This window comes from Dactylosporangium sp. NPDC000521 (assembly GCF_042898305.1).
In the GTDB taxonomy this organism is placed as follows: Bacteria; Actinomycetota; Actinomycetes; order Mycobacteriales; family Micromonosporaceae; genus Dactylosporangium.
Genome location: NZ_JBIAYW010000001.1, coordinates 610,684 through 633,067, shown reverse-complemented (window position 1 = coordinate 633,067; position 22,384 = coordinate 610,684). Strand labels below are relative to the sequence as shown.

23 protein-coding genes are annotated in these 22,384 nt (G+C 72.4%); 12 read left to right on the top strand and 11 right to left on the bottom strand.

Annotation, left to right across the window (positions count from 1 at the left end; translation table 11 throughout):
• Positions 1-22 precede the first annotated feature (22 nt).
• From pfkB to ACFY3L_RS02970, 3 genes are read right to left on the bottom strand one after another with little or no spacing between them, the layout of a single operon-like run.
• The gene (gene pfkB / locus ACFY3L_RS02980) at positions 23-973 is read right to left on the bottom strand and encodes a 1-phosphofructokinase (protein ID WP_389318113.1); all 951 of its coding nucleotides are present in this window, start codon (positions 971-973) and stop codon (positions 23-25) included.
• The gene (locus ACFY3L_RS02975; RefSeq protein WP_389318111.1) at positions 970-1,731 is read right to left on the bottom strand and encodes a DeoR/GlpR family DNA-binding transcription regulator; all 762 of its coding nucleotides are present in this window, start codon (positions 1,729-1,731) and stop codon (positions 970-972) included. Before ACFY3L_RS02975 ends, pfkB begins: the two co-directional genes overlap by 4 nt.
• 9 nt (positions 1,732-1,740) lie before the next feature.
• On the bottom strand, positions 1,741-2,289 hold the full coding sequence (locus tag ACFY3L_RS02970) for a hypothetical protein (RefSeq protein ID WP_389318109.1): 549 nt from the start codon (positions 2,287-2,289) through the stop codon (positions 1,741-1,743).
• 110 nt (positions 2,290-2,399) lie between these two features.
• Between ACFY3L_RS02970 and ACFY3L_RS02965 the strand changes: the two genes are divergently transcribed.
• The 5 genes from ACFY3L_RS02965 (at position 2,400) to ACFY3L_RS02945 (ending at position 8,446) form a co-directional block, all read left to right on the top strand.
• Positions 2,400-3,524 carry a sensor histidine kinase gene (locus ACFY3L_RS02965; protein ID WP_389318107.1) on the top strand — a complete coding sequence of 375 codons (1,125 nt, stop codon included), beginning with the start codon at positions 2,400-2,402 and terminating at the stop codon, positions 3,522-3,524.
• On the top strand, positions 3,521-4,153 hold the full coding sequence (locus ACFY3L_RS02960; RefSeq protein WP_389318105.1) for a response regulator: 633 nt from the start codon (positions 3,521-3,523) through the stop codon (positions 4,151-4,153). Before ACFY3L_RS02965 ends, ACFY3L_RS02960 begins: the two co-directional genes overlap by 4 nt.
• Before the next feature lie 141 nt (positions 4,154-4,294).
• Entirely contained in the window at positions 4,295-4,621 is a 327-nt protein-coding gene (locus ACFY3L_RS02955) for an ArsR/SmtB family transcription factor (RefSeq protein WP_389318103.1), read from the top strand.
• Positions 4,618-5,100 carry an SRPBCC family protein gene (locus ACFY3L_RS02950; protein ID WP_389318101.1) on the top strand — a complete coding sequence of 161 codons (483 nt, stop codon included), beginning with the start codon at positions 4,618-4,620 and terminating at the stop codon, positions 5,098-5,100. The genes ACFY3L_RS02955 and ACFY3L_RS02950 overlap by 4 nt, the downstream gene beginning before the upstream one ends.
• 214 nt (positions 5,101-5,314) lie before the next feature.
• A complete protein-coding gene (locus ACFY3L_RS02945) occupies positions 5,315-8,446 on the top strand; it encodes a carbohydrate-binding protein (protein ID WP_389318099.1) in 3,132 nt (1,043 codons plus the stop codon).
• A gap of 187 nt (positions 8,447-8,633) precedes the next feature.
• On the opposite strand, the gene ACFY3L_RS02940 is transcribed toward ACFY3L_RS02945, so the two are convergent.
• On the bottom strand, positions 8,634-8,816 hold the full coding sequence (locus ACFY3L_RS02940) for a hypothetical protein (protein ID WP_389318097.1): 183 nt from the start codon (positions 8,814-8,816) through the stop codon (positions 8,634-8,636).
• Between the two features lie 111 nt (positions 8,817-8,927).
• Between ACFY3L_RS02940 and ACFY3L_RS02935 the strand changes: the two genes are divergently transcribed.
• The 4 genes from ACFY3L_RS02935 (at position 8,928) to ACFY3L_RS02920 (ending at position 12,836) form a co-directional block, all read left to right on the top strand.
• Positions 8,928-10,145, top strand: coding sequence for a sensor histidine kinase (locus tag ACFY3L_RS02935; protein WP_389318095.1), 1,218 nt, complete (start codon positions 8,928-8,930; stop codon positions 10,143-10,145).
• Complete coding sequence (locus ACFY3L_RS02930; RefSeq protein ID WP_389318093.1) at positions 10,133-10,762, top strand: response regulator; 630 nt, start codon at positions 10,133-10,135, stop codon at positions 10,760-10,762. Before ACFY3L_RS02935 ends, ACFY3L_RS02930 begins: the two co-directional genes overlap by 13 nt.
• Before the next feature lie 32 nt (positions 10,763-10,794).
• On the top strand, positions 10,795-11,235 hold the full coding sequence (locus tag ACFY3L_RS02925; protein WP_389318092.1) for a MarR family winged helix-turn-helix transcriptional regulator: 441 nt from the start codon (positions 10,795-10,797) through the stop codon (positions 11,233-11,235).
• A 161-nt stretch (positions 11,236-11,396) separates the two neighbouring features.
• Positions 11,397-12,836, top strand: coding sequence for an MATE family efflux transporter (locus tag ACFY3L_RS02920; protein WP_389318090.1), 1,440 nt, complete (start codon positions 11,397-11,399; stop codon positions 12,834-12,836).
• 45 nt (positions 12,837-12,881) lie between these two features.
• On the opposite strand, the gene ACFY3L_RS02915 is transcribed toward ACFY3L_RS02920, so the two are convergent.
• A complete protein-coding gene (locus tag ACFY3L_RS02915; RefSeq protein ID WP_389318089.1) occupies positions 12,882-13,211 on the bottom strand; it encodes a hypothetical protein in 330 nt (109 codons plus the stop codon).
• A gap of 43 nt (positions 13,212-13,254) precedes the next feature.
• Between ACFY3L_RS02915 and ACFY3L_RS02910 the strand changes: the two genes are divergently transcribed.
• Positions 13,255-14,163: a sigma-70 family RNA polymerase sigma factor gene (locus ACFY3L_RS02910; RefSeq protein WP_389318087.1), complete on the top strand. Its 909-nt coding sequence runs from the start codon at positions 13,255-13,257 to the stop codon at positions 14,161-14,163.
• A gap of 53 nt (positions 14,164-14,216) precedes the next feature.
• Positions 14,217-14,768: a dihydrofolate reductase family protein gene (locus tag ACFY3L_RS02905; RefSeq protein WP_389318085.1), complete on the top strand. Its 552-nt coding sequence runs from the start codon at positions 14,217-14,219 to the stop codon at positions 14,766-14,768.
• Between the two features lie 73 nt (positions 14,769-14,841).
• On the opposite strand, the gene ACFY3L_RS02900 is transcribed toward ACFY3L_RS02905, so the two are convergent.
• The 5 genes from ACFY3L_RS02900 to ACFY3L_RS02880 all read right to left on the bottom strand — a co-directional run bounded on the left by ACFY3L_RS02900 (position 14,842) and on the right by ACFY3L_RS02880 (position 19,951).
• A complete protein-coding gene (locus ACFY3L_RS02900; RefSeq protein ID WP_389318083.1) occupies positions 14,842-16,428 on the bottom strand; it encodes a methyl-accepting chemotaxis protein in 1,587 nt (528 codons plus the stop codon).
• A gap of 68 nt (positions 16,429-16,496) precedes the next feature.
• Positions 16,497-16,856, bottom strand: coding sequence for a VOC family protein (locus ACFY3L_RS02895; protein WP_389318081.1), 360 nt, complete (start codon positions 16,854-16,856; stop codon positions 16,497-16,499).
• 62 nt (positions 16,857-16,918) lie between these two features.
• A complete protein-coding gene (locus ACFY3L_RS02890; protein WP_389318079.1) occupies positions 16,919-17,722 on the bottom strand; it encodes a hypothetical protein in 804 nt (267 codons plus the stop codon).
• A gap of 173 nt (positions 17,723-17,895) precedes the next feature.
• Positions 17,896-19,047: a hypothetical protein gene (locus tag ACFY3L_RS02885; protein ID WP_389318077.1), complete on the bottom strand. Its 1,152-nt coding sequence runs from the start codon at positions 19,045-19,047 to the stop codon at positions 17,896-17,898.
• A gap of 292 nt (positions 19,048-19,339) precedes the next feature.
• A complete protein-coding gene (locus tag ACFY3L_RS02880) occupies positions 19,340-19,951 on the bottom strand; it encodes a TetR/AcrR family transcriptional regulator (RefSeq protein WP_389318075.1) in 612 nt (203 codons plus the stop codon).
• A gap of 61 nt (positions 19,952-20,012) precedes the next feature.
• Here ACFY3L_RS02880 and ACFY3L_RS02875 point away from each other — a divergent pair, with 61 nt between their 5' ends.
• Positions 20,013-21,602, top strand: a complete 1,590-nt coding sequence (locus tag ACFY3L_RS02875) for an MFS transporter (RefSeq protein WP_389318073.1) — start codon at positions 20,013-20,015, stop codon at positions 21,600-21,602.
• On the opposite strand, the gene ACFY3L_RS02870 is transcribed toward ACFY3L_RS02875, so the two are convergent.
• A complete protein-coding gene (locus ACFY3L_RS02870) occupies positions 21,587-22,264 on the bottom strand; it encodes a GNAT family N-acetyltransferase (protein WP_389318071.1) in 678 nt (225 codons plus the stop codon). The genes ACFY3L_RS02875 and ACFY3L_RS02870 overlap by 16 nt on opposite strands.
• Between the last annotated feature and the right edge of the window lie 120 nt (positions 22,265-22,384).

Below are 22,384 nucleotides of genomic sequence, written 5' to 3'. Positions count from 1 at the left end.
CAGGAGGGCGGGACGAGGAGGTTCAGGGGCGCAGCAGGGGGCGGAGCTGGTCCGGTTGGGGGTGGATGGTGACGTTGTGGCGGATCAGGTCGGCGGGGCCGGGCATCCGGCTGCCGGGGAGGCTGACCGCGGCGGCGCCCCAGGCGAGGCCTTCGGCGAGCGCGGCGGCACCGCGGGCGCCGGCGGCGAGGAACCCCGCGAGCAGGGCGTCGCCGGCGCCGACGGTGCTGCGTGGACGCGTGACGGGGCAGGTGCCGGTGACGACCCCGTCGGCGTCGACGAGGACGGCACCGTCGGCGCCGAGGCTGGCGACGACCGTGTCCGCGCCCCAGGCGCGCAGCTGCTGGCAGGCCTCGACGACGTCGCCGAGGGCGGCCATGCCGCTCAAGGGCGCGCCGACGACCTCGGCGAGCTCGTCACGGTTGGGCTTGAGCAGGGTCGCCCCGGCCGAGGCGGCCTCGCGCAGGGCGGGGCCGCTGGTGTCGACGGCGACGCGGATGCCGGCCGCCCGCAGCCGGCGGCACAGCTGGGCATACGCGTCCGTCGGCAGGCCCGGGGGGACGCTGCCGCAGAGCACGACCCAGTCGGCGCTGCCGGCGCGGGTCAGGACACGGTCGGTGATCTCGTCGAACTCGGCGCGGAACATCGCCGGACCCGGCTCGTTGACCTTGGTGACGGTGCCGTCGGGCTCGGCGAGGGTGATGTTGGACCGGGTCCGGCCGGTGATCGGGACGGCGAGGACCTCGACGCCTTCCGCCTTCAGCAGGCGCACGAGCTGCCCGCCTTCGTCGCCGCCGCACGGCAGCACCGCGACGGACGGCACGCCGTTGGCGAGCAGCGCCCGGGAGACGTTGACGCCCTTGCCGCCGGGGTCGAGGTGGGCGGCGGTGGCGCGGATGACCTCGCCGCGGGTGAGCGCGTCGACCTCGACGGCCCGGTCGAGGCTCGGGTTGAGGGTGACGGTGACGATCATGCTCTGGTCACTCTCACGCCGGCGGCCTCCAGGTCGCCGACCAGGTCGTTGTCGGCGACGGTGTCGGTGATGAACAGGTCCAGGTCGGCGAGCTCGCCGAACCGGGCCAGGTAGTCGTTGCCGAGCTTGGTGTGGTCGGCGAGCAGGACCGTGCGCCGGGCGGCCCGGATCATCGCCCGCTTGACGGCCGCCTCGGCCGGGTCGGGCGTGGTGAGGCCGCGCTCGACGGAGATGCCGTTCGTGCCGACGAACGCCACGTCCACGTAGAGGTCCGCGAGGGGACGCAGGGACCAGTCGTCGACGGTGGCGAGGGTCTTGCCGCGGACCCGGCCGCCGAGCAGCAGCACGTTGAGGTTGGCGCGGACCCCGAGGGTGGTGGCGATGACCGGCGAATTGACCACGACGGTCAGCTCCCGGTCGGCGGGCAGCAGGTGCGCCAGGCGTGCGGTGGTGGTGCCGGCGTCGAGGATGATGGCGCCCTCGTCGGGCACCTCGGCGAGCGCGACCTTGGCGATGCGCTCCTTCTCCTCGATGAGGACCGCGTCGCGCGTCGCCAGGGCGGGCTCGAACCCGATCCGCTCGACCGGGATCGCCCCGCCGTGCACCCGGCGCAGGACACCGGCCCGCTCCAGCAGGGTCAGGTCGCGGCGGATCGTCTCGGTCGTGACGTTGAGCTCGTCGGCCAGGCCGGCGACCTCGACCCGGCCCTGCGCGCGGGCGATCCGGAGGATCTCCTGCTGCCGTTCTTCGGCGTACATCGTGTTGTTTCACCGCCGTTTCGTTTTGCTTGTGCTTTGTTTACGCCCGCTTGTGTTGGAAGTCAAGAGTGGGCCCACAACGAACCAGATGGCGAGCACGAACGTCACCTGTGCCATGCCGTGCCGCAGCGCCTCCGTGCGCGCCGGGTCGCCGATCCACCAGATCCCGGCGGCCAGCAACGCGCAGGTCACGGCCCACGCGATGACCGCGAGGCCGAACAGCCGCCACTCGTGCGCCCGCCGGTTGGCCGGCTTCTCCGGCGCGGGGCCGCCGGCGAACCGGTGCGCGAACCGCACATCCGCCCAGCGCACCACGGTGTGCGCGAACGCGAGGGAGAACCCGAGGTACAGGGCGGCGAGCGCGTGCGTCGAGCCGGCGGTCGCACCGTTGCGCAGGTCGACCGCGCACGCGATCAGCAGCGCCAGGTCCACCAGCGGCACGCCCGCCAGCACGACGGCGCCGGCGGTGGGGCGGCGCAGCGGGTACCGCAGCAGCAGCCCCAGACCGAGCACGATCCAGAACGCGATCTCACAACCGATGATGAATCCGATGACCATGCTCCTGAGCGTTCCGCCTCTTCGCCGCCCAGGCGTCGGCCGCGACGACGGCTTGGTCCTACATCCTTCGTCGCATACCGCCGCCGCCGGTTGTTTGATGGAATCGGGGCATGCGGGGACGGATGGTGGACGTGGTGCTGGCCCTGGTCGGACTGGCGGCCGGCGTCCTCATGTTCGCCACCGGGCAGTACCATGCGCACTTCGGCGTCTGGTGGCTGGTGCCACCGCTCGTCGTGTGCTGCGCGGCCGTCCTGCTGCGCCGCACCGCTCCGGTCGCGTCCGTGCTCGTCGGCACCGCCGCCGTCACCGCCGACGTGATCGTCGGGCCGTCCCTGGCGACCCCGCTGGTCTACACGCAGGTCCTCTACGACGCGTGCGTGCACGGCCGGCAGTCCCTCGCCCGCGCGCTGCTGGCCTGCTCCGTCGCCGGCTCCGTCATCACCGCGGTCGTCGCCCTCGTGGTGTTCCGCGACGTGCAGGCCCTCAGCCTGGCCGTGCTCCTCGCCCTGGTCACCGTCGTGCCGGTGCTCACCGGCGCGCACGTGCGCCACCACCGGGAGCAGGCGTCCGTCGCGCGGCAGCTGGTGCGCCTCACCGAGCTCGACCGGAGCAACGCCGTCGCCGCCGAGCGCGCCCGCATGGCCCGCGAGCTGCACGACGTCATCGCCAACCACCTCAGCGCCGTCGCCATCCACGCCACGGCGGCGCTCAGCACCGACCTCGGCACCGACGGCACCCGCGAGGCGCTGCGCGTCATCCGCGAGAACAGCGTCAGCGGCCTGGCCGAGATGCGCCAGCTGGTCGGGTTCCTCCGCGACCCCGCGGGCGGATCGGCGGCCGAGGACGTCACGGCCGGCCTGGCCGACCTGGAGGACCTCGCCGGGAGGGCACGGCGTTCCGGGTTGGCCGTCGCGGTGTCGGTACGGGGTGAGCCGGCCGACCTGCCGACATCGGTGGACCTGGCCGCCTACCGCATCGTGCAGGAGTCCCTGACCAACGCGCTCAAGCACGGCTCCGGCGGTCAGGTGTCCGTGTCGGTCGCCTACCTGCCGTCCACGGTGGACATCGCGGTGTCCTCCCCGTCGGCCGCTCCGGCCGGCAAGGCCGACGGTGCCGGCGCGGGCGTCATCGGCATGCGCGAACGGGCCGAGCTGCTCGGCGGCTCCCTGTCGGCCGGCCCGCACGCCGGCGGCTGGCTCGTCTCGGCCCGCCTCCCGCGCACGGTGCACCCATGACCACGCGGGTGCTCGTCGCGGACGACCAGCCGGCGGTCCGGGCCGGACTCGTGCTCATCCTCGGCTCCGCCGCCGATCTCGAGGTCGTCGGCGAGGCGGCCGACGGGCGGCAGGCGGTCGACCTGGCCGCGGCGCTGCGGCCGGACGTCGTGGTGCTCGACGTGCGCATGCCGCGCCTCGACGGCATCGCCGCGACGCGTGAGCTCGTCGCGCTCGGCGTTTCCGGCGTGCTGATCCTGACCACGTTCGACCTCGACGAGTACGTCTTCGGCGCCCTGCGCGCCGGCGCAGCCGGGTTCCTGCTCAAGGACGCCGAGGCCACCGACCTCCTCGCCGCGGTCCGTGCCGTGGCCCGCGGCGACGGCGTCATGGCACCCGCCGTCACCCGCCGTGTCATCGCCACGTTCGCCGGGCCGCCCGTCCCGCCGGTCGACCTGTCAGGCCTCACCGACCGCGAGCGCGACGTGCTGCGCTGCCTCGCCGACGGGCTGTCCAACGCCGAGATCGCCACCCGCCTCGGCATCGCCGAGGCCACCGCGAAGACCCACGTCAGCCGGGTCCTGGCCAAGCTCGGCCTGCGCAGCCGCGTCCAGGCCGCCATCGCCGCGCAGGGCCTCCCCACGAGCTGAACGAACGTCCGCCACAGCCCGATGGCGTGCTTCGGGCCCACGTACGACCCGGCGCCGGGCCATCCGGACCGGGCCAGTTCGACGAACCTCGCCCCAGATCCCAGCTTGACATGTGACCTTCCGGTCACGTAACTTACGGTAGTGGATGACGACGACCGCGTCTTCAAGGCCCTGGCGGACTCCACCCGGCGGTTCCTGCTTGACCTGCTCTTCGAGCGTGACGGCCGCACGCTGACGGAGCTGGAGTCGGAGCTGGAGATGTCACGCTTCGGGGTCATGAAGCACTTGAAGGTGCTCGAAGAAGCGGACCTGGTCGTGACCCGACGGATGGGGCGGGAGAAGTTGCACTTCCTCAACCCGGTCCCGATCCGCCAGGTGCACGACCGGTGGATCGACAAGTACACCGAACACCACGTCACGGCTCTGCTGGAGCTGAAGGCCGACCTCGAAGGGGACGACACACCGTGAGCAGCACACAGGTCTACAAGGTCTACATCAAGGCGACCCCGCAGAAGATCTGGGACGCGATCACCACCCCGGAGTGGACGTCGCGGTACGGGTACCGCGGCGCGAACCACATGGAGCTGCGCCCCGGCGGCGCGTTCCGGGGCATGTCGAACGAGGGCATGATCGCCGCCGGCGCGCCGGCGCTCGGCGTCGACGGGGAGATCGTGGAGGTCGACGCGCCGTTCCGGCTCGTGCAGACCTGGCGGATGCTGATGGACCCGAACAATGTGCCGGAGGGGTTCACCCGCCTCACGTACGAGCTGAAGGAAGGCAAGGACGGCGTCACGTCGCTGACCGTCACGCACGAGATCGGTGACGAGGCCGGCCTGGCGCAGATGCTCGCCGGCGAGCTGGAGGACATGGGTGCCGGCGGCGGCTGGCCGTGGATCCTCAGCGACCTGAAGTCGCTGCTGGAGACCGGCGTCGCCATGACGGACTGAACGACCCGGGCACGGCCGGCGCCACGGGGGCGTCGGCCGTGCCGAGCACAGTCATCCTACGTATCTGCCAGCGGCGGACTGGAGATCACGGATACTCTCGGACGAAGCAGGGCGGGACAGGCATTGACGAAGGCAGACGTCCAATGTTAACTGCTTGTCACATGAGGCTCGACGGCGCGAGGCTCCCGCTCCACGTATCCGAAGGAGAGTTCCTGTGGGCAAGCCCCGCCGACTCGCCCTGCTGGCGGCCGCCACCGCCTTGATGGGCACGTTCATCACCCTGGTCCACGGACCGAACGCGACGGCGTCGACGACCGACGAGGTGTTCAACCCCGGCACCGGCGCGCTCGACGTGAACTACGGCTCGTACCTGAGCAAGCACGACATCGTCTACAACAGCCCCCAGACCAACCCGCTGCACGGGCTCACCGTCGGCAACGGCAAGACCGGCGCGATGGTCTGGAACGCCAACGGGCTCACGATGCAGGTCTCCGGCGTGGACCTGTCGCCGCAGTCGGCGTTCGCGGCGGGGCTGGTGAACCTCAACACCAGCCCGGGCCTCGACACCGGCTCGACCTCGTATCAGCAGCGGTTGTCGCTGTACGACGGGACGCTGACCACGAAGTACGACAACAACCGCACCGTCACGATCATCGGCGTGCCCGGGTCCGAGGTGATGGGCGTGCACGTCGAGGACGGCCGCACCGGGCTCGGCACCACCACCCTCGACCTGAGCATGTGGGACCCGGCGAGCGTCACCAACAGCGCCGACGTGCCGAACCTGGACACGTGGAAGCAGGTGACCACGTTCGCCGACGCGACGGCGGCCGGGTTCAGCCGCGGGCAGAACGACCCGAACAACTTCGGCTACACGCTCGCCGCGACGGTCGAGGGCGCCGCCTACACGACCCAGGTGATCAACGGCACGCGGGTGCGGCTGAACATCACGCCGACGGCGAACTACACGATCTGGTTCACCGCGGCGAGCCGGGTCAACTCCCCCGGCGCCAACTCCGTCACGCAGGCGCGCAACCAGCTCGCGGCGGCCAAGAGCGCGGGGTATCTGACCAACCTGAACAGCTATCGCGACTGGTGGCACGCGTTCTGGGCGAAGTCGTTCGTCCAGTACTCCGGCGCGGCGGGCACGGGCGACTACCTGGAGAACGTGTACTACCTGTCGACGTACATGATCGCCGCCGGTGGGTACGGGAACTACCCGATGCACTTCATCAACGGCGTGTTCCGGGCGACCGAGGACCGCACCAAGTGGAGCAACGGGTACTGGTTCTGGAACCAGCGGGACGTCTACAACTCGTTCCTCGCCTCGAACCACACGGACCTGTTCGCCACCGAGAACCGCCTGTACAGCCGCAACCTCGCCGCGTTGAAGGCCTACACGCAGACCAGGTACGCCATCGACGGGCTGTGGGTGCCGGAGACGATGGGCTGGGACGGCAACGCGCGCGGCACCGTCAACAGCGACTACGTCAACGACATCTACTCCACCGGCACCGAGGCCGCCTACAACATGTACCTGCAGTACCGGTACACCAACGACACCGGCTACCTGCAGAGCACCGCCTACCCGTACATGCGGGAGGTGGTGAAGTTCTACCAGTCGAAGCTGAGCTACGACGCCGGCACGGGCCGGTACTACATGGCCACGTCGAACGCGCACGAGACGTACTGGGACGTGAAGAACGCGATCACGGACCTCGCGGCGGTGCGGCTGATCTTCCCGCTCACGATCCAGGTCAGCAACCAGCTCGGCCTCGACGCGGGACTGCGGGCGGGGTGGCAGAACGTGCTGGACCGCATCGAGCCGTACAAGACCAGCAACGGCGCGTGGCTGCCGCACGACCCGCCCGCACCCGCGCAGCAGCGCAACGGTGAGAACGTCACGTCGGAGCTGATCTGGCCGTACGACCTGACCGGCATCGGCGCGCCCGACTACCAGACCGCCCTCAACAGCTGGAACACGCGGCCGAACCCGTACAGCAACGTGTGGGCCAACGACGCGGTGCAGGCTGCCCGGCTCGGCCTCGGCGACCAGGCGCTGCAGGGCATGAAGCTGATGCTGCAGCGCTACCAGAACTACCCCAACGGCATGACCAACAACACCAACGGCGTGTTCGAGTACCTCGGCGTGCACCTCGCGGCGATGAACGAGACGCTGCTGCAGTCGTACAACGACAAGATCCGGGTGTTCCCCGCGGCGCCGAACGACACGAACTTCGTCGGCCGGTTCACGCTGCTGGCGAAGGACGGGTTCCAGGTCAGCTCGGAGCGGGAGGGCAACGAGACGAAGTACGTCGGCGTGAAGAGCCTCTACGGCAAGCAGGCCCGGGTGGTGAACCCGTGGGGCACCGCCGAGATCCGGGTGCGGCGCGCCTCCGACAACGCGGTCCTCGCGACCACGACGGCCGGCGAGGTCACCTTCGGTACCGCGGCCAACACCGTCTACCTCGTGGAGCGGACCGCGAAGCCGTTGACCTCCTACACGTCGACGTCGCTGTCGGGCACCGCGAACAACGGGGTGAAGGCCCTGTCCGGCACCGCCTCCACGCTCGGCACGGGCGCCCCCGGCACCCCCGGTCTCGTCAACGACACGGCGCTCACCTATGACGCGAACTGGTTCCACACGACCGGGCGCGGCTACGGCGACTACAACGACGACACGCACCACTCGACGACCATCGGCGCCGCCGCCAGTTACACGTTCACCGGCACGGGCGTCGAGGTGCTGTCGGAGCGGTTCAGCGACATGGGCAACGTCGACGTCTACATCGACGGCACGTTCCAGGCGAACGCGAACCTGAACGTCTCGGGCGCACGGCAGGCGCAGCAGGTGGTGTACAGCAAGACGGGCCTGACGAACGGGACCCACACCATCCGGATCGTCAACAAGACGACGTCGGTCGGCATGGTCGACGCGCTGCGGATCATCACCGGCGGCACGCCGCCGGCGGGTGGGCAGTCGCTGATGGCGCAGGTCAACAGCCGGTACGTGACCGCCGGGTCCGGTCCGCTGATCGCCAGCAAGACGACCGTCGGCACGGCCGAGCAGTTCGAGGTGGTCGACCTCGGCGGGGGCAACGTCGCGCTGAAGGCGAAGGCCAACGGCCAGTTCGTGTGCGCGGAGAACGCGGGCGCCAACCCGCTCGTCGCGAACCGCGCGTCGGCCGGCTCGTGGGAGACGTTCAAGCTGATCCGCAACGCCGACGGCACCGTCAGCCTGCAGGCGACCGTCAACAACAAGTACGTCGTCGCGGAGAGCGCCGGTGCCGCCGCCCTCATCGCCAACCGTGACGCGATCGGTCCGTGGGAGAAGTTCCTGCTCTCCTGACCTCCAGCGGGGCGGGCCCGCCAGCCCGCCCCGCTTCCTCGGAAGGGACACAACTGCATGCACCTGACCCGACGCGGGTTGCTCGGCGCCTCCGCCACGCGGAGAACGCGGGCGCGGCGCTGATCGCCAACCGGACCGCCGTCGGGCAGTGGGAGAAGTTCGACCTCGTCACGCCCCCGCCCGGCGTTCAGCCGGCGCGGCCGGACCGGGTGAGGAAACCGCGGGCCGTCCACAGCACGCCGAGCACGATGGCGCCGACGACGGCGAACGTGGCGAGCCCGCCGGTGTCGAGGAACGCGAGGATCGCGATCGCGGCGCCGTAGCAGACCGACAGGACCAGCATGATGTTCATGGACATCCGGGGATTCATGCCCTTGATCGTGGTCGAACGGGCAGCCGCCGCGCTGCGGCCGGTCGGTGGCGCCGGAACTCCGACGACAGTTGGATGCGGGCGGCCTCCGTGGTGCGGGATGCTGTCCGGATGATCGCCGTCCATCCCCCGGCGGCCGCGGCGGACGGCGTCGATCCGGGGCAGCACGAGTGGTATCGGCTCGCCGGGCGGTGGCACGTGGCGTTCGGGGTGCTCGACCTGCTGGCCGCCGGGCTGGTGGCGGTCGACGGTGAGCTCGGGGCCGGGCGGCGGATGCTCGGTGTGGCGCTGCTCGCGGCCCTCGCCGGCTGGTACGCGGCGGTCGGGGCGAAGCGGCTGCGCCTGCCCCGCTCCACCGGTGGCTGGCGCTACGTGGCGATGGCGGGCGGGCTCGCGACGGCGGCGTTCGCGGCGGCGCCCCCGGCCGGGGCGCTGCTGTTCGTGCTGTTCCCGCACGTGTGGGCGATGCTGCCGACCCGGCACGCGGTCGCCGCCACCGCCGGGATCGTCGTCGCGCTCAGCGGGGTGCTCGCCGCCCGGTCCGGCGCGGCGGCCGGTGAGCTGCCGGACGTCGTCGTGCCGATGTTGCTGGCCGGGGTCGGAGCGGTGGGCGTCGGCCTGTGGATCACCCGGATCATCGACCAGAGCAAGGAGCGTGCCAGGCTCGTCGCCGAGCTCGCCGCCACCCGCGCGGAGCTGGCCGAGGTCAGCCGCCGTACCGGCGCCCTCGCGGAGCGCGAACGGATGGCCCGCGACATCCACGACACGGTCGCCCAGGGGTTCACCAGCGTGCTGCTGCTGCTCGACGCCCTCGAGGCGGAGCTCACCGACGGGCAGGACGCAGCGCGCGGATACCTGCACCGGGCCCGCGACACGGCCCGCGAGAACCTCGCCGAGGCCCGGTCGCTGGTCGCGGCCGCGGCCCCGCCGCCGCTGGTGGCCGCGTCCCTGCCGGGCGCGCTGCGCCAGGTCGTCGACCGGATCGGCCCCGACCTGCCCGGCGGCGCGACCCTGGCCGTCGGCGGCGAGCCGCGGGCGCTGCCGCCGGACCTCGAGGTCGTCGCGCTGCGCGTCGGGCAGGAGGCCCTGGCCAACGTGCGCCGCCACGCCGCGGCCAACCGGGTCGAGGTCCGTCTCGAGTACACCGCCGACGGGCTCACGCTGCGGGTGAGCGACGACGGGCGCGGCTTCGACGCGAGCGCAAGGCCGGACGGGCACGGGCTGTCCGGGCTGCGGGACCGGGTGACCGCGGCCGGCGGCACCGTCGACGTCCGCTCCGCACCGGGCGCCGGGGTGACCGTCGTGGTGGAGCTGCCGTGCGCATTCTGATTGTCGACGACCACCCGATCGTCCGGGAGGGGCTGCGGGCGGTCCTCGACGGCGAGCCGGACCTCACCGTCGTCGCGGACTGCGGCGGCGGGCACGACGCGGTCCGGCTGGCCGGGGAGCTGCGCCCGGACCTGGTGCTCATGGACCTGCGGCTGCCCGACCTCGACGGCATCACCGCCATCGCGCGGATCACCACGGCCGGGCACGCGGCGGTGCTGGTGCTCACCACGTACGACACCGACGGCGACGTCGTCCGGGCGGTCGCCGCAGGCGCCACGGGCTACCTGCTGAAGGGCTGCTCCCGGGAGGAGCTCACGGCGGCGATCAGGGCGGCGGCCCGGGGCGAGACCGCGATCGCCGCGCCGGCGGCGACCCGGCTGGCCCGGCACATGCGCGGCGCCGTGCCACAGCTGACGGCGCGGGAGCTGCAGGTGCTGCGGTGCGTCGCCCGTGGCCTGTCGAACCCGGAGACCGGCCGCGAGCTGTTCGTCAGCGAGGCGACGGTGAAGAGCCACGTCATGCGCATCTTCGACAAGCTGGGCGTGAAGGACCGCACCGCCGCGGTCACCACCGCCATGGCCCGTGGCATCCTGCCGCCAGCCGAGTTCGAGCCTTGACTGTTAGAACTCTAACCTTTAGAGTTCTCATCATGGACGCGCCGAGACTCACCACGACCCTCGACCTGCTCCGCTGGATCGGTTGGGCGCAGCGGAAGGCCGGCGAGGACTGGATCCGGGCCCGCGAGCTCAGCCACGAGCAGGGCTTCGTGCTCGGCTACCTGGTCCAGCACCCCGGCGCGATCCAGCGCGACATCGCCGAGATCACCCGTACCAGCGCCGCGAGCGTCACGAGTCTCCTCCAGGGGCTCGAGCGCCGTGAGCTGGTCGAGCGCCGGACGGAGCCCGGCAACGAGCGCAGCAAGCGCGTCTACGCCACCACGGCGGGCGCCGAGCTGATCGCCGGGTTCGACACCGCGATGGCCGCGGCCGAGGAGTCGATCCTCGCGCCGCTGGACCAGGCGGAGCGGGCCACCCTGCACGCCCTGCTCACGAAAATCACCTCGGACCTGCCGCAGCCCACGCGGTCGTGACCGGGCCGTAGGCCCCCAGCAGCTCTGACCGCGCCGGCGGCTCCGCCGGCGCACACCCGAACCTGTCGCCGCGCCGGCGCTCCGCCGGCGTGCGCTCGAACCTGTCGCCGCGCCGGCGCTCCGTCGGCGTGCGCTCGAACCTGCCCTGGAAAGGAGCGGTCATGAGCAGCGCAACCGTCGAGTCCCCGGTGAGCACCGACGCCGCCGGCACCAACCGCTGGTACCTGTCGTCCGCGCCGATCGTCCGTGCCCTCGTGCACCTGTGCGTGCCGATGGCCGCCGCGATGATCGTCACCGCCGTCTACAACCTCGTCAACGCCGGGTTCATCGGCACGCTCCACGACACCGCGCTGCTGGCCGCGCTCACGTACGGCGCGCCGATCCTCGGGCTGGTCATGGCGATCGGCAACGTGTTCGGCGTCGGCGGCGGCGCCCTCGTCTCGCGGCTGCTCGGCGCCGCCGAGCACGACCCGGCGAAGGCCGGCGGGATCCGGCCCGTCGCGGCGTTCTCCGTCTGGGGCTCCGTCATCGTCGGCGCCGTGCTCGGCGGGCTCGGCCTGGCCCTGCTGCACCCGCTCGTGTCGCTGCTCGGCGCCGACGCCGCGGCGGTGCCGGCGACGACGGCCTACGTCGGTGTGATGCTCGCGTTCGTGCCCGTGCTCGCCGCCGCGGTCTGCCTCGAGCAGCTGGTGCGCGCGGAGGGCGCCGCCCGGCAGGTGATGATCGGGCTCATCGCGTCCACGGTCGCGAACCTGGTCTTCGACGTGCTGTTCATCCTCGTCCTGCACTGGGGCGTCGCCGGCGCGGCGCTCGCCATGGGCTTGGCCAACCTCGGCGTCATCGCGTACTTCGCGACCTGGCTGCACCGAAACAGCCAGTACATGAGCATCGCGCCGCGCTGGTTCACCCTCGACCGCGCCGTCGTGGCACCGGTCCTCGGCGTGGGTGTCGGCACCCTGCTGCAGTCGGCGTTCCTGATCGTCACGTCGTTGGTGCTCAACAACCTCGCGGCCGCCTACGGCGACGGCCCCCTCGCCGCGATGGGCGTCGCGGTCCGCATCGCGCAGATCCCGGAGTTCCTGGTCATGGGCGTGACGCTCGGGGTGCTGCCGCTGCTCGCCTACTCCTACGGCAAGGGCGACCGGAAGCGCCTCACCGCCGCGCTGCGCGGCTCGGCGATCACGGTCGGCGGCATCGCCGTGACCTTCTCGGCCCTCGTGTTCGCGCTTCGCGACCAGGTGTTCTCCGCCTTCGTCGCCGACCCGTCGGTGCTGACGACCGGCGTCACGATCCTCACGGCGCAGCTCGTCGCCATGGTCGCGAACGGCTTCACCGGCCTGCTCACGTCGCTGTTCCAGGCGACCGGCCGGGCCGTCGCCGCGACGGTGATGTCCATGACGCAGGGCGTCCTGTTCATCCCGGTGGTCCTGCTCGGCAACCTGTGGTTCGGCCTGCCCGGCATCATCTGGGCCCTCACGGTCACCGAGGCCACCGTGCTGCTCGCCGGCGTCGTGCTGTGGCTCGCCTCCCGCCGCGCCATCGACCGCGGCCTCGCCGAGGGCAGCCCGGAGCGCGCCGAACAGGCCCTCGAAGAGGCCTGAGCGCCGTCTCCCCGGAAGGTCCGGAACGATCGGAGTCCTGGGCCCTCAGCGGACGTCGTTGCAGCGGCGCAGCGTCCAGCGCGGCGGCGGCCAGGCGGTCGGGTCGGCGGCGGTCGTCCACTCCGTGACCGACGCCGGGGCCACCGCCAGGTCGAACGCCCGGTCGAGCGGCTGGGCGGCGAGGGCGTGGAAGGAGCTCTCGACCGTCTCGGCGTGGCCGACCAGGATCGCGGTGCCGCCCCGGTGCCGGTGCGCGATGTCCAGGACTGCGTGGCCGGTCTCCGTCAGTCCCCGGCAGCCGTTCGGACCGCCGACGACCGCGTCCGTCTTGAGCACCGACTCGCCGTGCCGCACGAAGAGCAGCCGTGTCCGCATCCGGTCATGATGCCAGCGGAGCGCGTGGGGCAGGATGGGCGGCGTGGAACTGGAACCGTACCGGGTCGAGCTGATCGCGTACTGCTACCGGATGCTGGGCTCGTTCCACGACGCCGAAGACCTGGTGCAGGAGACGATGCTGCGGGCATGGAAGGCGCGGGACCGGTACGACAGCGATCGCGCGTCGGTGCGGACATGGCTCTACCGCATCGCCACCAACGTGTGCCTGACCGCGCTGGAAGGGCGGGCGCGGCGGCCGCTACCGTCGGGGCTGGGCGCGCCGAGCGACGACCCCGGCGCGCCGCTCACGCCCGCGACCGACATCCCATGGCTGCAGCCGTTCCCCGACGCGAGGTTCGACACCGACGCCCGGACCGACCTGCGGCTGGCGCTGATCGCGGCCATGCAGACCCTGTCGGCGCGCCAGCGGGCCGCGCTCGTGCTCCGCGATGTCCTGCAGTTCAGCGCCGCGGAGGTCGCCGCGCAGCTGGGCACCACCGTGCCGGCGGTCAACAGCGCCCTGCAGCGGGCGCGGGCGGCGGTCGCCTCGTGTGAGGCGGGCTCCGTCGCCGAACCGGACGACTCCCGGGTCCGTGGGACCGTCGACCGGTACGCCCGGGCGTTCGAGGCCGCCGACGTGCCGGCACTGGTGCGGCTGCTGACCGACGACGCCGTGCTGGAGATGCCGCCGGTGCCGCTGTGGTACCGCGGGCGCCGGGACTACGGGCGGTTCATCGAGCGGGTCTTCCAGATGCGTGGCACCGGCTGGGTCATGGCGCGGGTGAGCGCCAACGGCCAGCCCGCGCTCGCCGCGTACGCACCGCAGGCCCACGGCGTACACCACCTGCACACGCTGCAGGTGCTCACCGTCGTCGACGGTCGCGTCGCGCACAACGTCACGTTCGCCGACCCGGCCGTGCTCGAACTGTTCGATCTGCCGAAGCTGCGATGAGTTCCGCCGGTGCCACCGGTATGTACGGGTGAGCACCGGCAGAAGGGACCATCATGAGCGTCATCGTCATCGAGTTCATCACCCTCGACGGGATCGTCTCCGACCCGGACGGGTCGGACGGCACCCCGGCGGGCGGCTGGGCGTTCCGGCACGGCCCGGCCTCCGTCGCCGGCGACAAGTTCCGCCTCGGGCCGCTGCTGGACGACGGGGTCATGCTGCTGGGCCGCACCACGTGGCAGCTGTTCTCCACGCTCTGGCCCAAGCGCGACGACCCGTTCTCCACCCGGATGAACGCCGTGCCGAAGCTGGTCGCCACCCGTACATCGGCCGACACCGCGGCGTGGGCCAACTCCCGGATCCTGGACGGCGACCTCGTCGCCACCGTCAAGCAGGAGGAGCGCGACATCGTCGTCGCCGGGAGCCTGAGCGTCGTGCGCACGCTGATGGCGGCGGACCTGATCGACGAGTACCGGCTGCTGACCTTCCCGACCGTGCTCGGCACCGGCCGGCGGCTCTTCCCCGCGGACGGCCCATCCACCCATCTGGACACCGTGTCGGTCGAGCAGGTCGGCGCCGCGGTCCTCACCCGGTATCGACGGCCGTAAACCCTTGGCACGATCCCCTGATGGGGGTCGTGTACGACTACTTCGCCGCCGACCTGCGCCGGCGGGGACCTCGTCAGTACCGGAAGACGGACACCGTGCGGCGCAGGTCGGCGGCGATGCTGTTGAGGTCCGCGGCGGTGTCCGCCGTGCCCTGGGCGACGCCGGTGGTCTCGTCGGCGACGGTGGCCACGTTGGTGACGTTGGCGTTGATCTGGTGGGCGCGGCCGGCGACCTGGCTCACCGTGCGGTTCATCTCGTTCGTCGTCGCCGACTGCTGCTCGACCGCCGCCGCGATGCTCGTCTGGGCGTCGCGGATGGTGGTGATGACGCCGCTGATCTGCTCGATGGCGGTGACCGCGGCGGTCGAGTCGCGCTGGATCGCCGCCACCCGCTGGGCGATGTCCTCGGTGGCCCGGGCCGTCTCCTGAGCCAGGTCCTTCACCTCGGTGGCGACGACCGCGAAGCCCTTGCCCGCGTCGCCGGCCCGCGCGGCCTCGATGGTCGCGTTCAGGGCGAGCAGGTTCGTCTGCTCCGCGATCGAGGTGATGAGCTTGACCACGGTCTCGATCTCACCGGAGGACTGGCTCAGGCGGTGCAGCACGCCCGCGGCGTCGGTGGCCTCCCGGACGGCCCGGTCGGCGGTCCCGGCCGCGTCCGAGGTGCTGCGGGCGATCTCCCGGATCGAGGCGCCGATCTCCTCCGACCCCGCGGCGACCGAACCGATGTCCTGGCTGATCTGCTCCGTCTCACGCGACGCCGCCCGGGCCTCGACCGCCGAGCGCTCGGCGCTGCCGCTCATGCCGCCGGCGGCCTGGCTGAGCCGCTCGGACGCGGTCGAGACCCGCCCGACGAGCTCGTCCACCCCGCGCAGCGACTCACCGAGGCGCTCGAGGCCGCGGTTGAGCGCGGCGCCCATCCTGCCGACCTCGTCCCGGCCGGACACGTCGAGCCGGCCGCCGAGGTCACCCTCGGCCATCGACTCCAGGACGCCGACCGTGGCGTGCAGCGGTTTGGCGATCATCCGGCTGATCGCCCAGACGAGTGCCGCGGTCAGCAGCACCGCCGCCACGATCATCCCGGCGATGAGTGCCCGGGACCGCTCGTACGCGCGCCGCGACGTCGCGAGGGTGTTCTCCGCCTTGGCGACGACGGCCGCGTCGAGCCGGTCCAGGGCCTGCTGGCCGGCCGCCAGCAGCGGGTCGGCCTTCGTCTTGCGCAGCGCGGTGAGCTGCCCCAGGTCCGAATCGTCGGCCTTCGCCAGCGGCAGCAGCTCCTGCGTGAGCACCGCACGGTACCCCGCGAGGGCCTCCTCGAACCGGGTGTGGTCGGCCGGTTCGCCTGCCGCGGGCAGCACCTTGAACGCGTCCCACGCCCGGTCCAGCGAGGCGTTTGCCTCGTCGATCGCGGCCACCGCGGCCCGCTGGTCGGCATCGGAGGTGACCATCGCCAGGTTCGCGACCTGGTTCTGCACCGTCAGGAAGTGCAGCGCGACGTCGTCGAGGTCGGCGATGTCCTGCAGATTGTCGGTATACATGCCGTGCAGCCGGTCCTGGGCGGCGCCGAGCTGGCTGACCCCGAGCATCCCCACCGCCACGAGCAGCAGGCACACCACGGCCACCGTCGACGCCAGCTTCCCGGCGATCGGAAGGTTCCGAACCATCCCAACGCACCTCCTTGCCCCGCCAATCGGCCGCGTGGCGCCCGGCTTGAGCGTTGCCGCCCGCAGGGTCAGGCGTCCGCCTCGACGGCGAAGGTGTTGCCATCCGGGTCCTGGAACCATGCGATCCGCCCACCGCCGGCCCGGGCGGTGATCCCCTTCGCGTCGTGCTCGTACTGCTCGTACCGGCTGACCTCGACGCCGGCCGCGACCAGCTCGTCGACGACCGCGTCGATGTCGTCGACGTACCACGTGGCGAGGGTGGCCGAGGTCTGCCCGGCGGTCACCGACTGGTACACGTTCAGCGCCGGCCCGCCACCGGACTCGTAGACGCGGCTACCGCCGGCGATGTGGGCACTGGGCCCGGACCACACCGCCCGCAGGCCCAGCTTGCCCTCGTAGAACGCCACCGCCCGCTGAATGTCGGACACGGCGATCGAGGTCCTGACGGGATACGCACCCAACGGCATGCACCACTCTCGCACGAGCGGCTTCAGAAGCCGATCGCGGTGGCGGCGACCGAGCGGAGCTCCGCGGCGATCGGGGCGGGCAGGTACAGGTCGGCGAGGTCGCGGGGCGAGTCGCGGAAGACGATGCCGTAGAGGGTGACCGCGTCCAGGTAGCGGGCGGTGTCGTTGGGGTGCTTGCCGTCCGGGTCGATGAGGAACGGGGTGCCGTGGGTGGCGATCAGCGTCTCGAACGCGTCGGCGATCGGGGCCAGGACGTTCGGCGCCGGAAGGGCCGCTGACAGGGCCGCTGACAGGGCCGCTGACAGGGCCGCGTAGTTGGCGTCGATCGCCGTCTTGGCCGCGGCACGGGACGGGAACGGGGTCGGGTCGGCCAGGGCCCAGTTCTTGAACAGCACCACCCGGCCGCCGGGCTTCAGGGTGTGGCGGAAGGCCGGCGCGTACAGGCCGAGCAGGGTGCGCTTCGCCGCGGCCAGGTCGGTGGCGACGAGCGTGCTGTACTCCTGCAGCACGATGACGTCGAACCGCTTCCCGCCGCCGACCGCCCGCGCGACGAGGCCGTCGTCCCAGGTCTGCCGCAGCGTGTAGCCGGAGTGGATCACTTCGGTGACGTCGACGGTACGGCCGGCGGACGACGCCAGCCGCCGGACCAGCGCGGGCGTGTCCTCGCCGGTCGCCGTGCTGAACGAGCCGAGCAGGCTGTTGCCGACGAACAGCACGTCCAGCACGCCGTCGGGGGCGCTCCCCTCGGAGGTCCGCGGCGCCACCCACACCAACACAGCGGCGAGGAGGACGACGACGGCGATGTACGCCCGGTGACGGTACGGCATCAGGCGGCGACCCCCGGAGCGCGACTACAGACTGTGCTCGATCAGGGTGCGGATCGTCGCGCCGGCTGTCAATCCACCGAAGTGACAGCACTCTCGGTCACCTGGTGCGCGAGCGTGCCAGGTGTTCCTCACAGGCGCCCCCTGGGGCTCCGAGGGCACCCGAGCGGCAAGGGTTACGGGAGCCAGGCGATGACCCGGGAACTGGCGTCGAGGCCGTCGGCGGGGGCGGTCCTCGCGGTGCGGGCGGCGAGGTCGATGACGACGATCTGCTTGTCGAGGACTGCGGCGAGCACCTCGGTGTCCTTCGCCGGCTGCCAGGTCGCCGGGTCGCTCCACAGCTGGACGTCGAGGCCTTCCTTGGGCAGGGTGACGATGGGCTCGGCGCCGATCGCCCTGGTCGCCGGGTCGATCGGCTGGATCGTGCGGGCGTCCAGGGTGTACAGCACCGGGCGGCAGGTGCCGGGGACGAACAGCACACGGTGGGTGCTGCGACCGGTGCCGGCCAGGGCGCTGTCGGGGCCGTCGAACGCGCCGGCCTTGCTCAGCTCGGCGTCGCCGGTGCGCTCACGCAGGTGCAGCGGGTCCTTGATGGTGCCGACGGTGACCGCGATCCGCTTGCCGCACACGGCGGTGGGGTCCCACATGCTCGGCGCGTCGATCAGCTTCGGGGTCTTGCCGCCGAGCACCGCGATCGTCGTGGTGTCGGCCTTGATGACGGGCGCCGTGGCGGTGATCTCGACCGAGATGCTGTCCGGGGTCGTCCTGCGCCGGTCGAACTTCAGGTGCGTGTCGTCCAGCCACTCGCCGCAGTCCAGCTCGGTCGTGGCCGTCACCGTCTGCGTGCCGAGGGTGTACTTCGCCTTCTTGACCTTGTCGACGACGGTCACCTTGCCAGTGAGGTCGGCGACGACAAGCTCCTCGCCGCGGATGTACGAGACCCGCTTGCTGTCCGGGGAGACGCGCAGGCACACCTTGTTGCCGGACGCGTCGCCGGCGATCCTGCGCTCGCTGCCGTCGGCGATGGTGCGGGCGGTCACGACCTTGCCGCTGCGGTAGACGAACAACGTGTGGTCGGCGGAGATCTCGTACTCGAAGTCGCCGGAGCGCGGCACGTCGAACGGCGCGGTCGACAGGTGCCCGTCGGCCTCCTGCGTCAGCAGCTTGAGCCCGGCGCCCGTTTCGACGAGCAGCTTGCCCGCGACCTTCGGCGGCGGCTGCTTCGACGGTGCGCCCGACGCGCCGTGCGACCCCTTCGAGCCGCCGCCCGGACCGCAGCCCGCCAGCCCGGCGAGCACCGCTGCGAGCACCACGAACTGACGGCGCATGCCGTTCCTCCCCCCGTTACGGACGTGTTTGTAGCACATCGCCACCTCGCCGGCCGTCCCGTCATGATGGGCGGCACCACGACGGCGAGCGCGCACTGGGCGAAGGACTTCGTGCCGGCGATGAACCGCACACGGCCGGCGGGGATGTCGAGGACGGCGGAGATGGGGGCGGGGGTGTCGAAACGTCTGCATGGTGGGCTCGCTTCTCTGATCCGTGTGCCCGCCGCTCTGGCGTGCACAAGGGACCATCGCGAGCCGCGCTGACAGCACACTGACAGCGCGCAGATCCCGGCTACCGCAGCCAGCGGTCCAGCTCGGCCAGCAGGCCGTCCACCTGCGGATACAGCGCGTCAGCGATCTCAGCGGGCGTCTCGCCGTCGCGGGTGCGGCGCCCCGACTCGCTGATGAGGATCTGGAAGACGCCGGCGAGGGCGATCCCCTGCAGGCGGGCGATCTCCGGCGCGACGCCGGACGTCTCGGCGATGGCGGCGCCGAGCGCCGTGGCCTGCCGGTCGCTCATCTCCAGGGCGAGGCGGTGGACGGCGGGGCTGATCGCCGCCAGGTATCCGAGGTTGCCGCGGGCGAACTCCGCCGGCATGTCGCGGATCGCCGCCACCGTCTCCAGGACGAAGCCGCGCACGGCGGCGGCCGGGCTGGTCCCCGCCGGCCGGGCGCGGATCAGGTCGCCCAGCTGGTCCTGTATCTGCTGCTCGCGGTCGGTGACCAGGTGCTCCTTGGTCGGGAAGTAGTTGTAGAGCGTCTGCTCCGCCACCTCCGCCGCGCGGGCGACCTCGCTCACCGTCACCCGCTCGTAGCCCCGCTCCGCGAAGAGCCGGGCCGCGGTCTCGGCGATGAGCCGGCGGGTGCGCGCCTTCTTCAGGTCACGGAGTCCGGTGCCAGCCACCCCTGCAGTGTACCGAACCACATTTCTAGGGTGCGCCCCAAGTTTGGGCTACGCTCCACTCATGTCCCCCACCTCGCTCCGCCAGGCGTGGCCCGCCCTGACCGGGCTCTCCGCCGTGTTCCTGGTCGAGATGCTCGACAACTCGATCCTCACCGTCGCGCTGCCCACCATCGGCCGCGACCTGCACGCCTCCACGGTCGCGCTGCAGTGGGTCACCGGCGCGTACTCGGTCGCGTTCGGCGGGCTGATGCTCGCCTTCGGCGCCGTCGCCGACCGGTTCGGCCGCCGCCGCGTCATGTTCGCCGGCCTCACCCTGCTCGGCGCCGCGAGCCTGGCGACGGCGCTGGTCACAACCGCCGGGCAGCTCATCGCCGTCCGGGCGCTCATGGGCGTCGCCGCGGCGATGACGACCCCCGGCTCCGCCGCCCTCGCCTTCCGGCTGTTCGACGACGACGGCCTGCGCGTGCGCGCGATGACCCTCATCTCGACCGTCGGCCTCGCCGGCCTCGCGATCGGCCCGTCCACGGGCGGCTTCGTGCTCGCCGTCGCGCCCTGGCAGACGCTCCTGCTGGTCAACGCGCCCATCGCGGTCCTCGCCATCGCCGGTGTACGAGCGGGCATCGCCCCGGACACGCCGGCCGGGCTGCACCGCGACCCGGTGGACGTCCCCGGCGCGCTGCTCGGCACGGCCACGATCGCCCTGGCGCTCCTCGCGCCGACCCTGTTCGTCGAGGACGGCCCGCGGGCCGGTTGGGCGGCGACCGCCGGGGGCGTGGCGGCGGCGGCCCTGTTCGTCGTGCGGGAGCGGACCGCCCGGCACCCGCTGCTCGACCTGAGCCTCGTCGCCCGTCCGCTGGTGTCGAGCGGCCTGGCGTACAAGGCCGCCGCGGGGCTGGCGACGGCCGGCCTCGGGTACATGGTGACCCTCGACCTCCAGCTCGCCCGGGGCTGGACGCCCGCGCACGCCGCGCTCGGCATGCTGCCGCAGGTCGCCGTCCTGATCGCGGGCGGGCTGTTCGTCGACCCGTTCGTGCGGCGGGCCGGCCTCGAGCGGGCCGCCTGGATCAGCGCCACCGCGGTCGTGGCCGGCCTCGCCGTCTTCACCCTCCTGCACGGCCTCGGCTACGTGTTCGTCGCCGCCGCGCTGGTACTGGTCGCCGCCGGCCTGCGCGTCGTCGGCGTCGTCGCCGGCGTGAACGTGCTGCGCGGCCTGCCGCCGGAGCGCACCACGATCGGCGCGGCCCTCACCGACACCGCCACCGAGGTGACCGCCGGCGCGGGCGTCGCCGTCACGGGCACCATCCTCGCCGCCCTCTTCACCGGCACCGTCACGGCCGCGCACTGGAGCGCCGCGGTGACCGCCCAGTTCGACGAGGCGGTCACGGTCGCCGGCCTGACGCTGACGACGGCCGCCGCCGCCCTCGTCGGCTGGGCCCTCCTGCGCGCCCGCCGCGCCGCCACGCCCTCACCGCCGCCCCGGTCCACCGGCCGCCTCCCGGCCCGCTCCGCGCCGCCCCCCGCTGACGCCGGCGGGCCGGACGCTCACGCCAGCGGGCCGGACGCTCACGCCAGCGGGCCGGACGCTCACGCCAGCGGGCCGGACGCTCACGCCAGCGGGCCGGACGCTCAGGTCGGTCAGGGGACGCGGTAGCCGTGGAACCGGACGGGCCGGCGGACCACGAAGCCGAGCCGTTCGTACACCCGGATCGCGCCGGTGTTGCTCGCCGCGACGTGCAGGAACGGGCGCTCGCCACGGCCGGCGATCCGGTCGACGGCCGCCCGCGTCACGTGTGCGGCGAGCCCGCGCCCACGGGCGTGCGGGGCGGTGCACACGGCGCTGATCTCGGTCCAGCCCGGCGGCCGCAGCCGCTCGCCCGCCATGGCGACCAGCACCCCGTCCTCACGCACACCGTGGAACGCGCCGAGCTCGGCGGTCCGCGCCCAGAACGGCCCGGGCCGCGCCAGCTCGGTGAGCGCCAGCATGTCCTCGACGTCGCCCGCCCCGAGCTCCACCACCCCTTCGGCACGAGCTTCCGGCCGTGGCCCGTCGAAGACCATCTGGAACCCGTCCAGCTCGAACACCGGCTCCCACGACGCCGGAGGCGTGACGTCGGCGCTGAACAGGTCGGCGAACCCGCCGCTGCCCAGCAGCTGCGCCAGGTCGTCCCAGTCCGCCGGCGTCGGCCGCACGGGCACCGCCACGAACGTCGAAACGCCCTCCTGGTACGTCGCGGCGTTGCCCGACCACCGGGCGAGGTGTGCGTGCGCGCCGCGCAGCGACTGCCCCACCGGATCGTCGAGCACTTCCAGCATGTTCAACTCACAGGCCCCCTCGTCGTGGACGAACATCCTGTCAGGCCCGCGACCCGCAGTGATCACCCGGCACCGTCGTCCACATGGCGCCTCCAGGGCGCCTCCAGGGCGCCGCATCCG

Excerpts from the sequence above, each read along its gene's own strand:
- ACFY3L_RS02940 (WP_389318097.1), bottom strand. The coding sequence starts at position 8,816 with ATGAATCCCCGGATGTCCATGAACATCATGCTGGTCCTGTCGGTCTGC.
- ACFY3L_RS02890 (WP_389318079.1), bottom strand. The coding sequence starts at position 17,722 with ATGCCGTACCGTCACCGGGCGTACATCGCCGTCGTCGTCCTCCTCGCC.
- ACFY3L_RS02970 (WP_389318109.1), bottom strand. The coding sequence starts at position 2,289 with ATGGTCATCGGATTCATCATCGGTTGTGAGATCGCGTTCTGGATCGTG.
- ACFY3L_RS02925 (WP_389318092.1), top strand. The coding sequence starts at position 10,795 with ATGGACGCGCCGAGACTCACCACGACCCTCGACCTGCTCCGCTGGATC.
- pfkB (WP_389318113.1), bottom strand. The coding sequence starts at position 973 with ATGATCGTCACCGTCACCCTCAACCCGAGCCTCGACCGGGCCGTCGAG.
- ACFY3L_RS02875 (WP_389318073.1), top strand. The coding sequence starts at position 20,013 with ATGTCCCCCACCTCGCTCCGCCAGGCGTGGCCCGCCCTGACCGGGCTC.
- ACFY3L_RS02870 (WP_389318071.1), bottom strand. The coding sequence starts at position 22,264 with ATGCTGGAAGTGCTCGACGATCCGGTGGGGCAGTCGCTGCGCGGCGCG.
- ACFY3L_RS02915 (WP_389318089.1), bottom strand. The coding sequence starts at position 13,211 with ATGCGGACACGGCTGCTCTTCGTGCGGCACGGCGAGTCGGTGCTCAAG.
- ACFY3L_RS02965 (WP_389318107.1), top strand. The coding sequence starts at position 2,400 with ATGCGGGGACGGATGGTGGACGTGGTGCTGGCCCTGGTCGGACTGGCG.
- ACFY3L_RS02960 (WP_389318105.1), top strand. The coding sequence starts at position 3,521 with ATGACCACGCGGGTGCTCGTCGCGGACGACCAGCCGGCGGTCCGGGCC.
- ACFY3L_RS02885 (WP_389318077.1), bottom strand. The coding sequence starts at position 19,047 with ATGCGCCGTCAGTTCGTGGTGCTCGCAGCGGTGCTCGCCGGGCTGGCG.
- ACFY3L_RS02905 (WP_389318085.1), top strand. The coding sequence starts at position 14,217 with ATGAGCGTCATCGTCATCGAGTTCATCACCCTCGACGGGATCGTCTCC.
- ACFY3L_RS02935 (WP_389318095.1), top strand. The coding sequence starts at position 8,928 with ATGATCGCCGTCCATCCCCCGGCGGCCGCGGCGGACGGCGTCGATCCG.
- ACFY3L_RS02900 (WP_389318083.1), bottom strand. The coding sequence starts at position 16,428 with ATGGTTCGGAACCTTCCGATCGCCGGGAAGCTGGCGTCGACGGTGGCC.
- ACFY3L_RS02920 (WP_389318090.1), top strand. The coding sequence starts at position 11,397 with ATGAGCAGCGCAACCGTCGAGTCCCCGGTGAGCACCGACGCCGCCGGC.
- ACFY3L_RS02975 (WP_389318111.1), bottom strand. The coding sequence starts at position 1,731 with ATGTACGCCGAAGAACGGCAGCAGGAGATCCTCCGGATCGCCCGCGCG.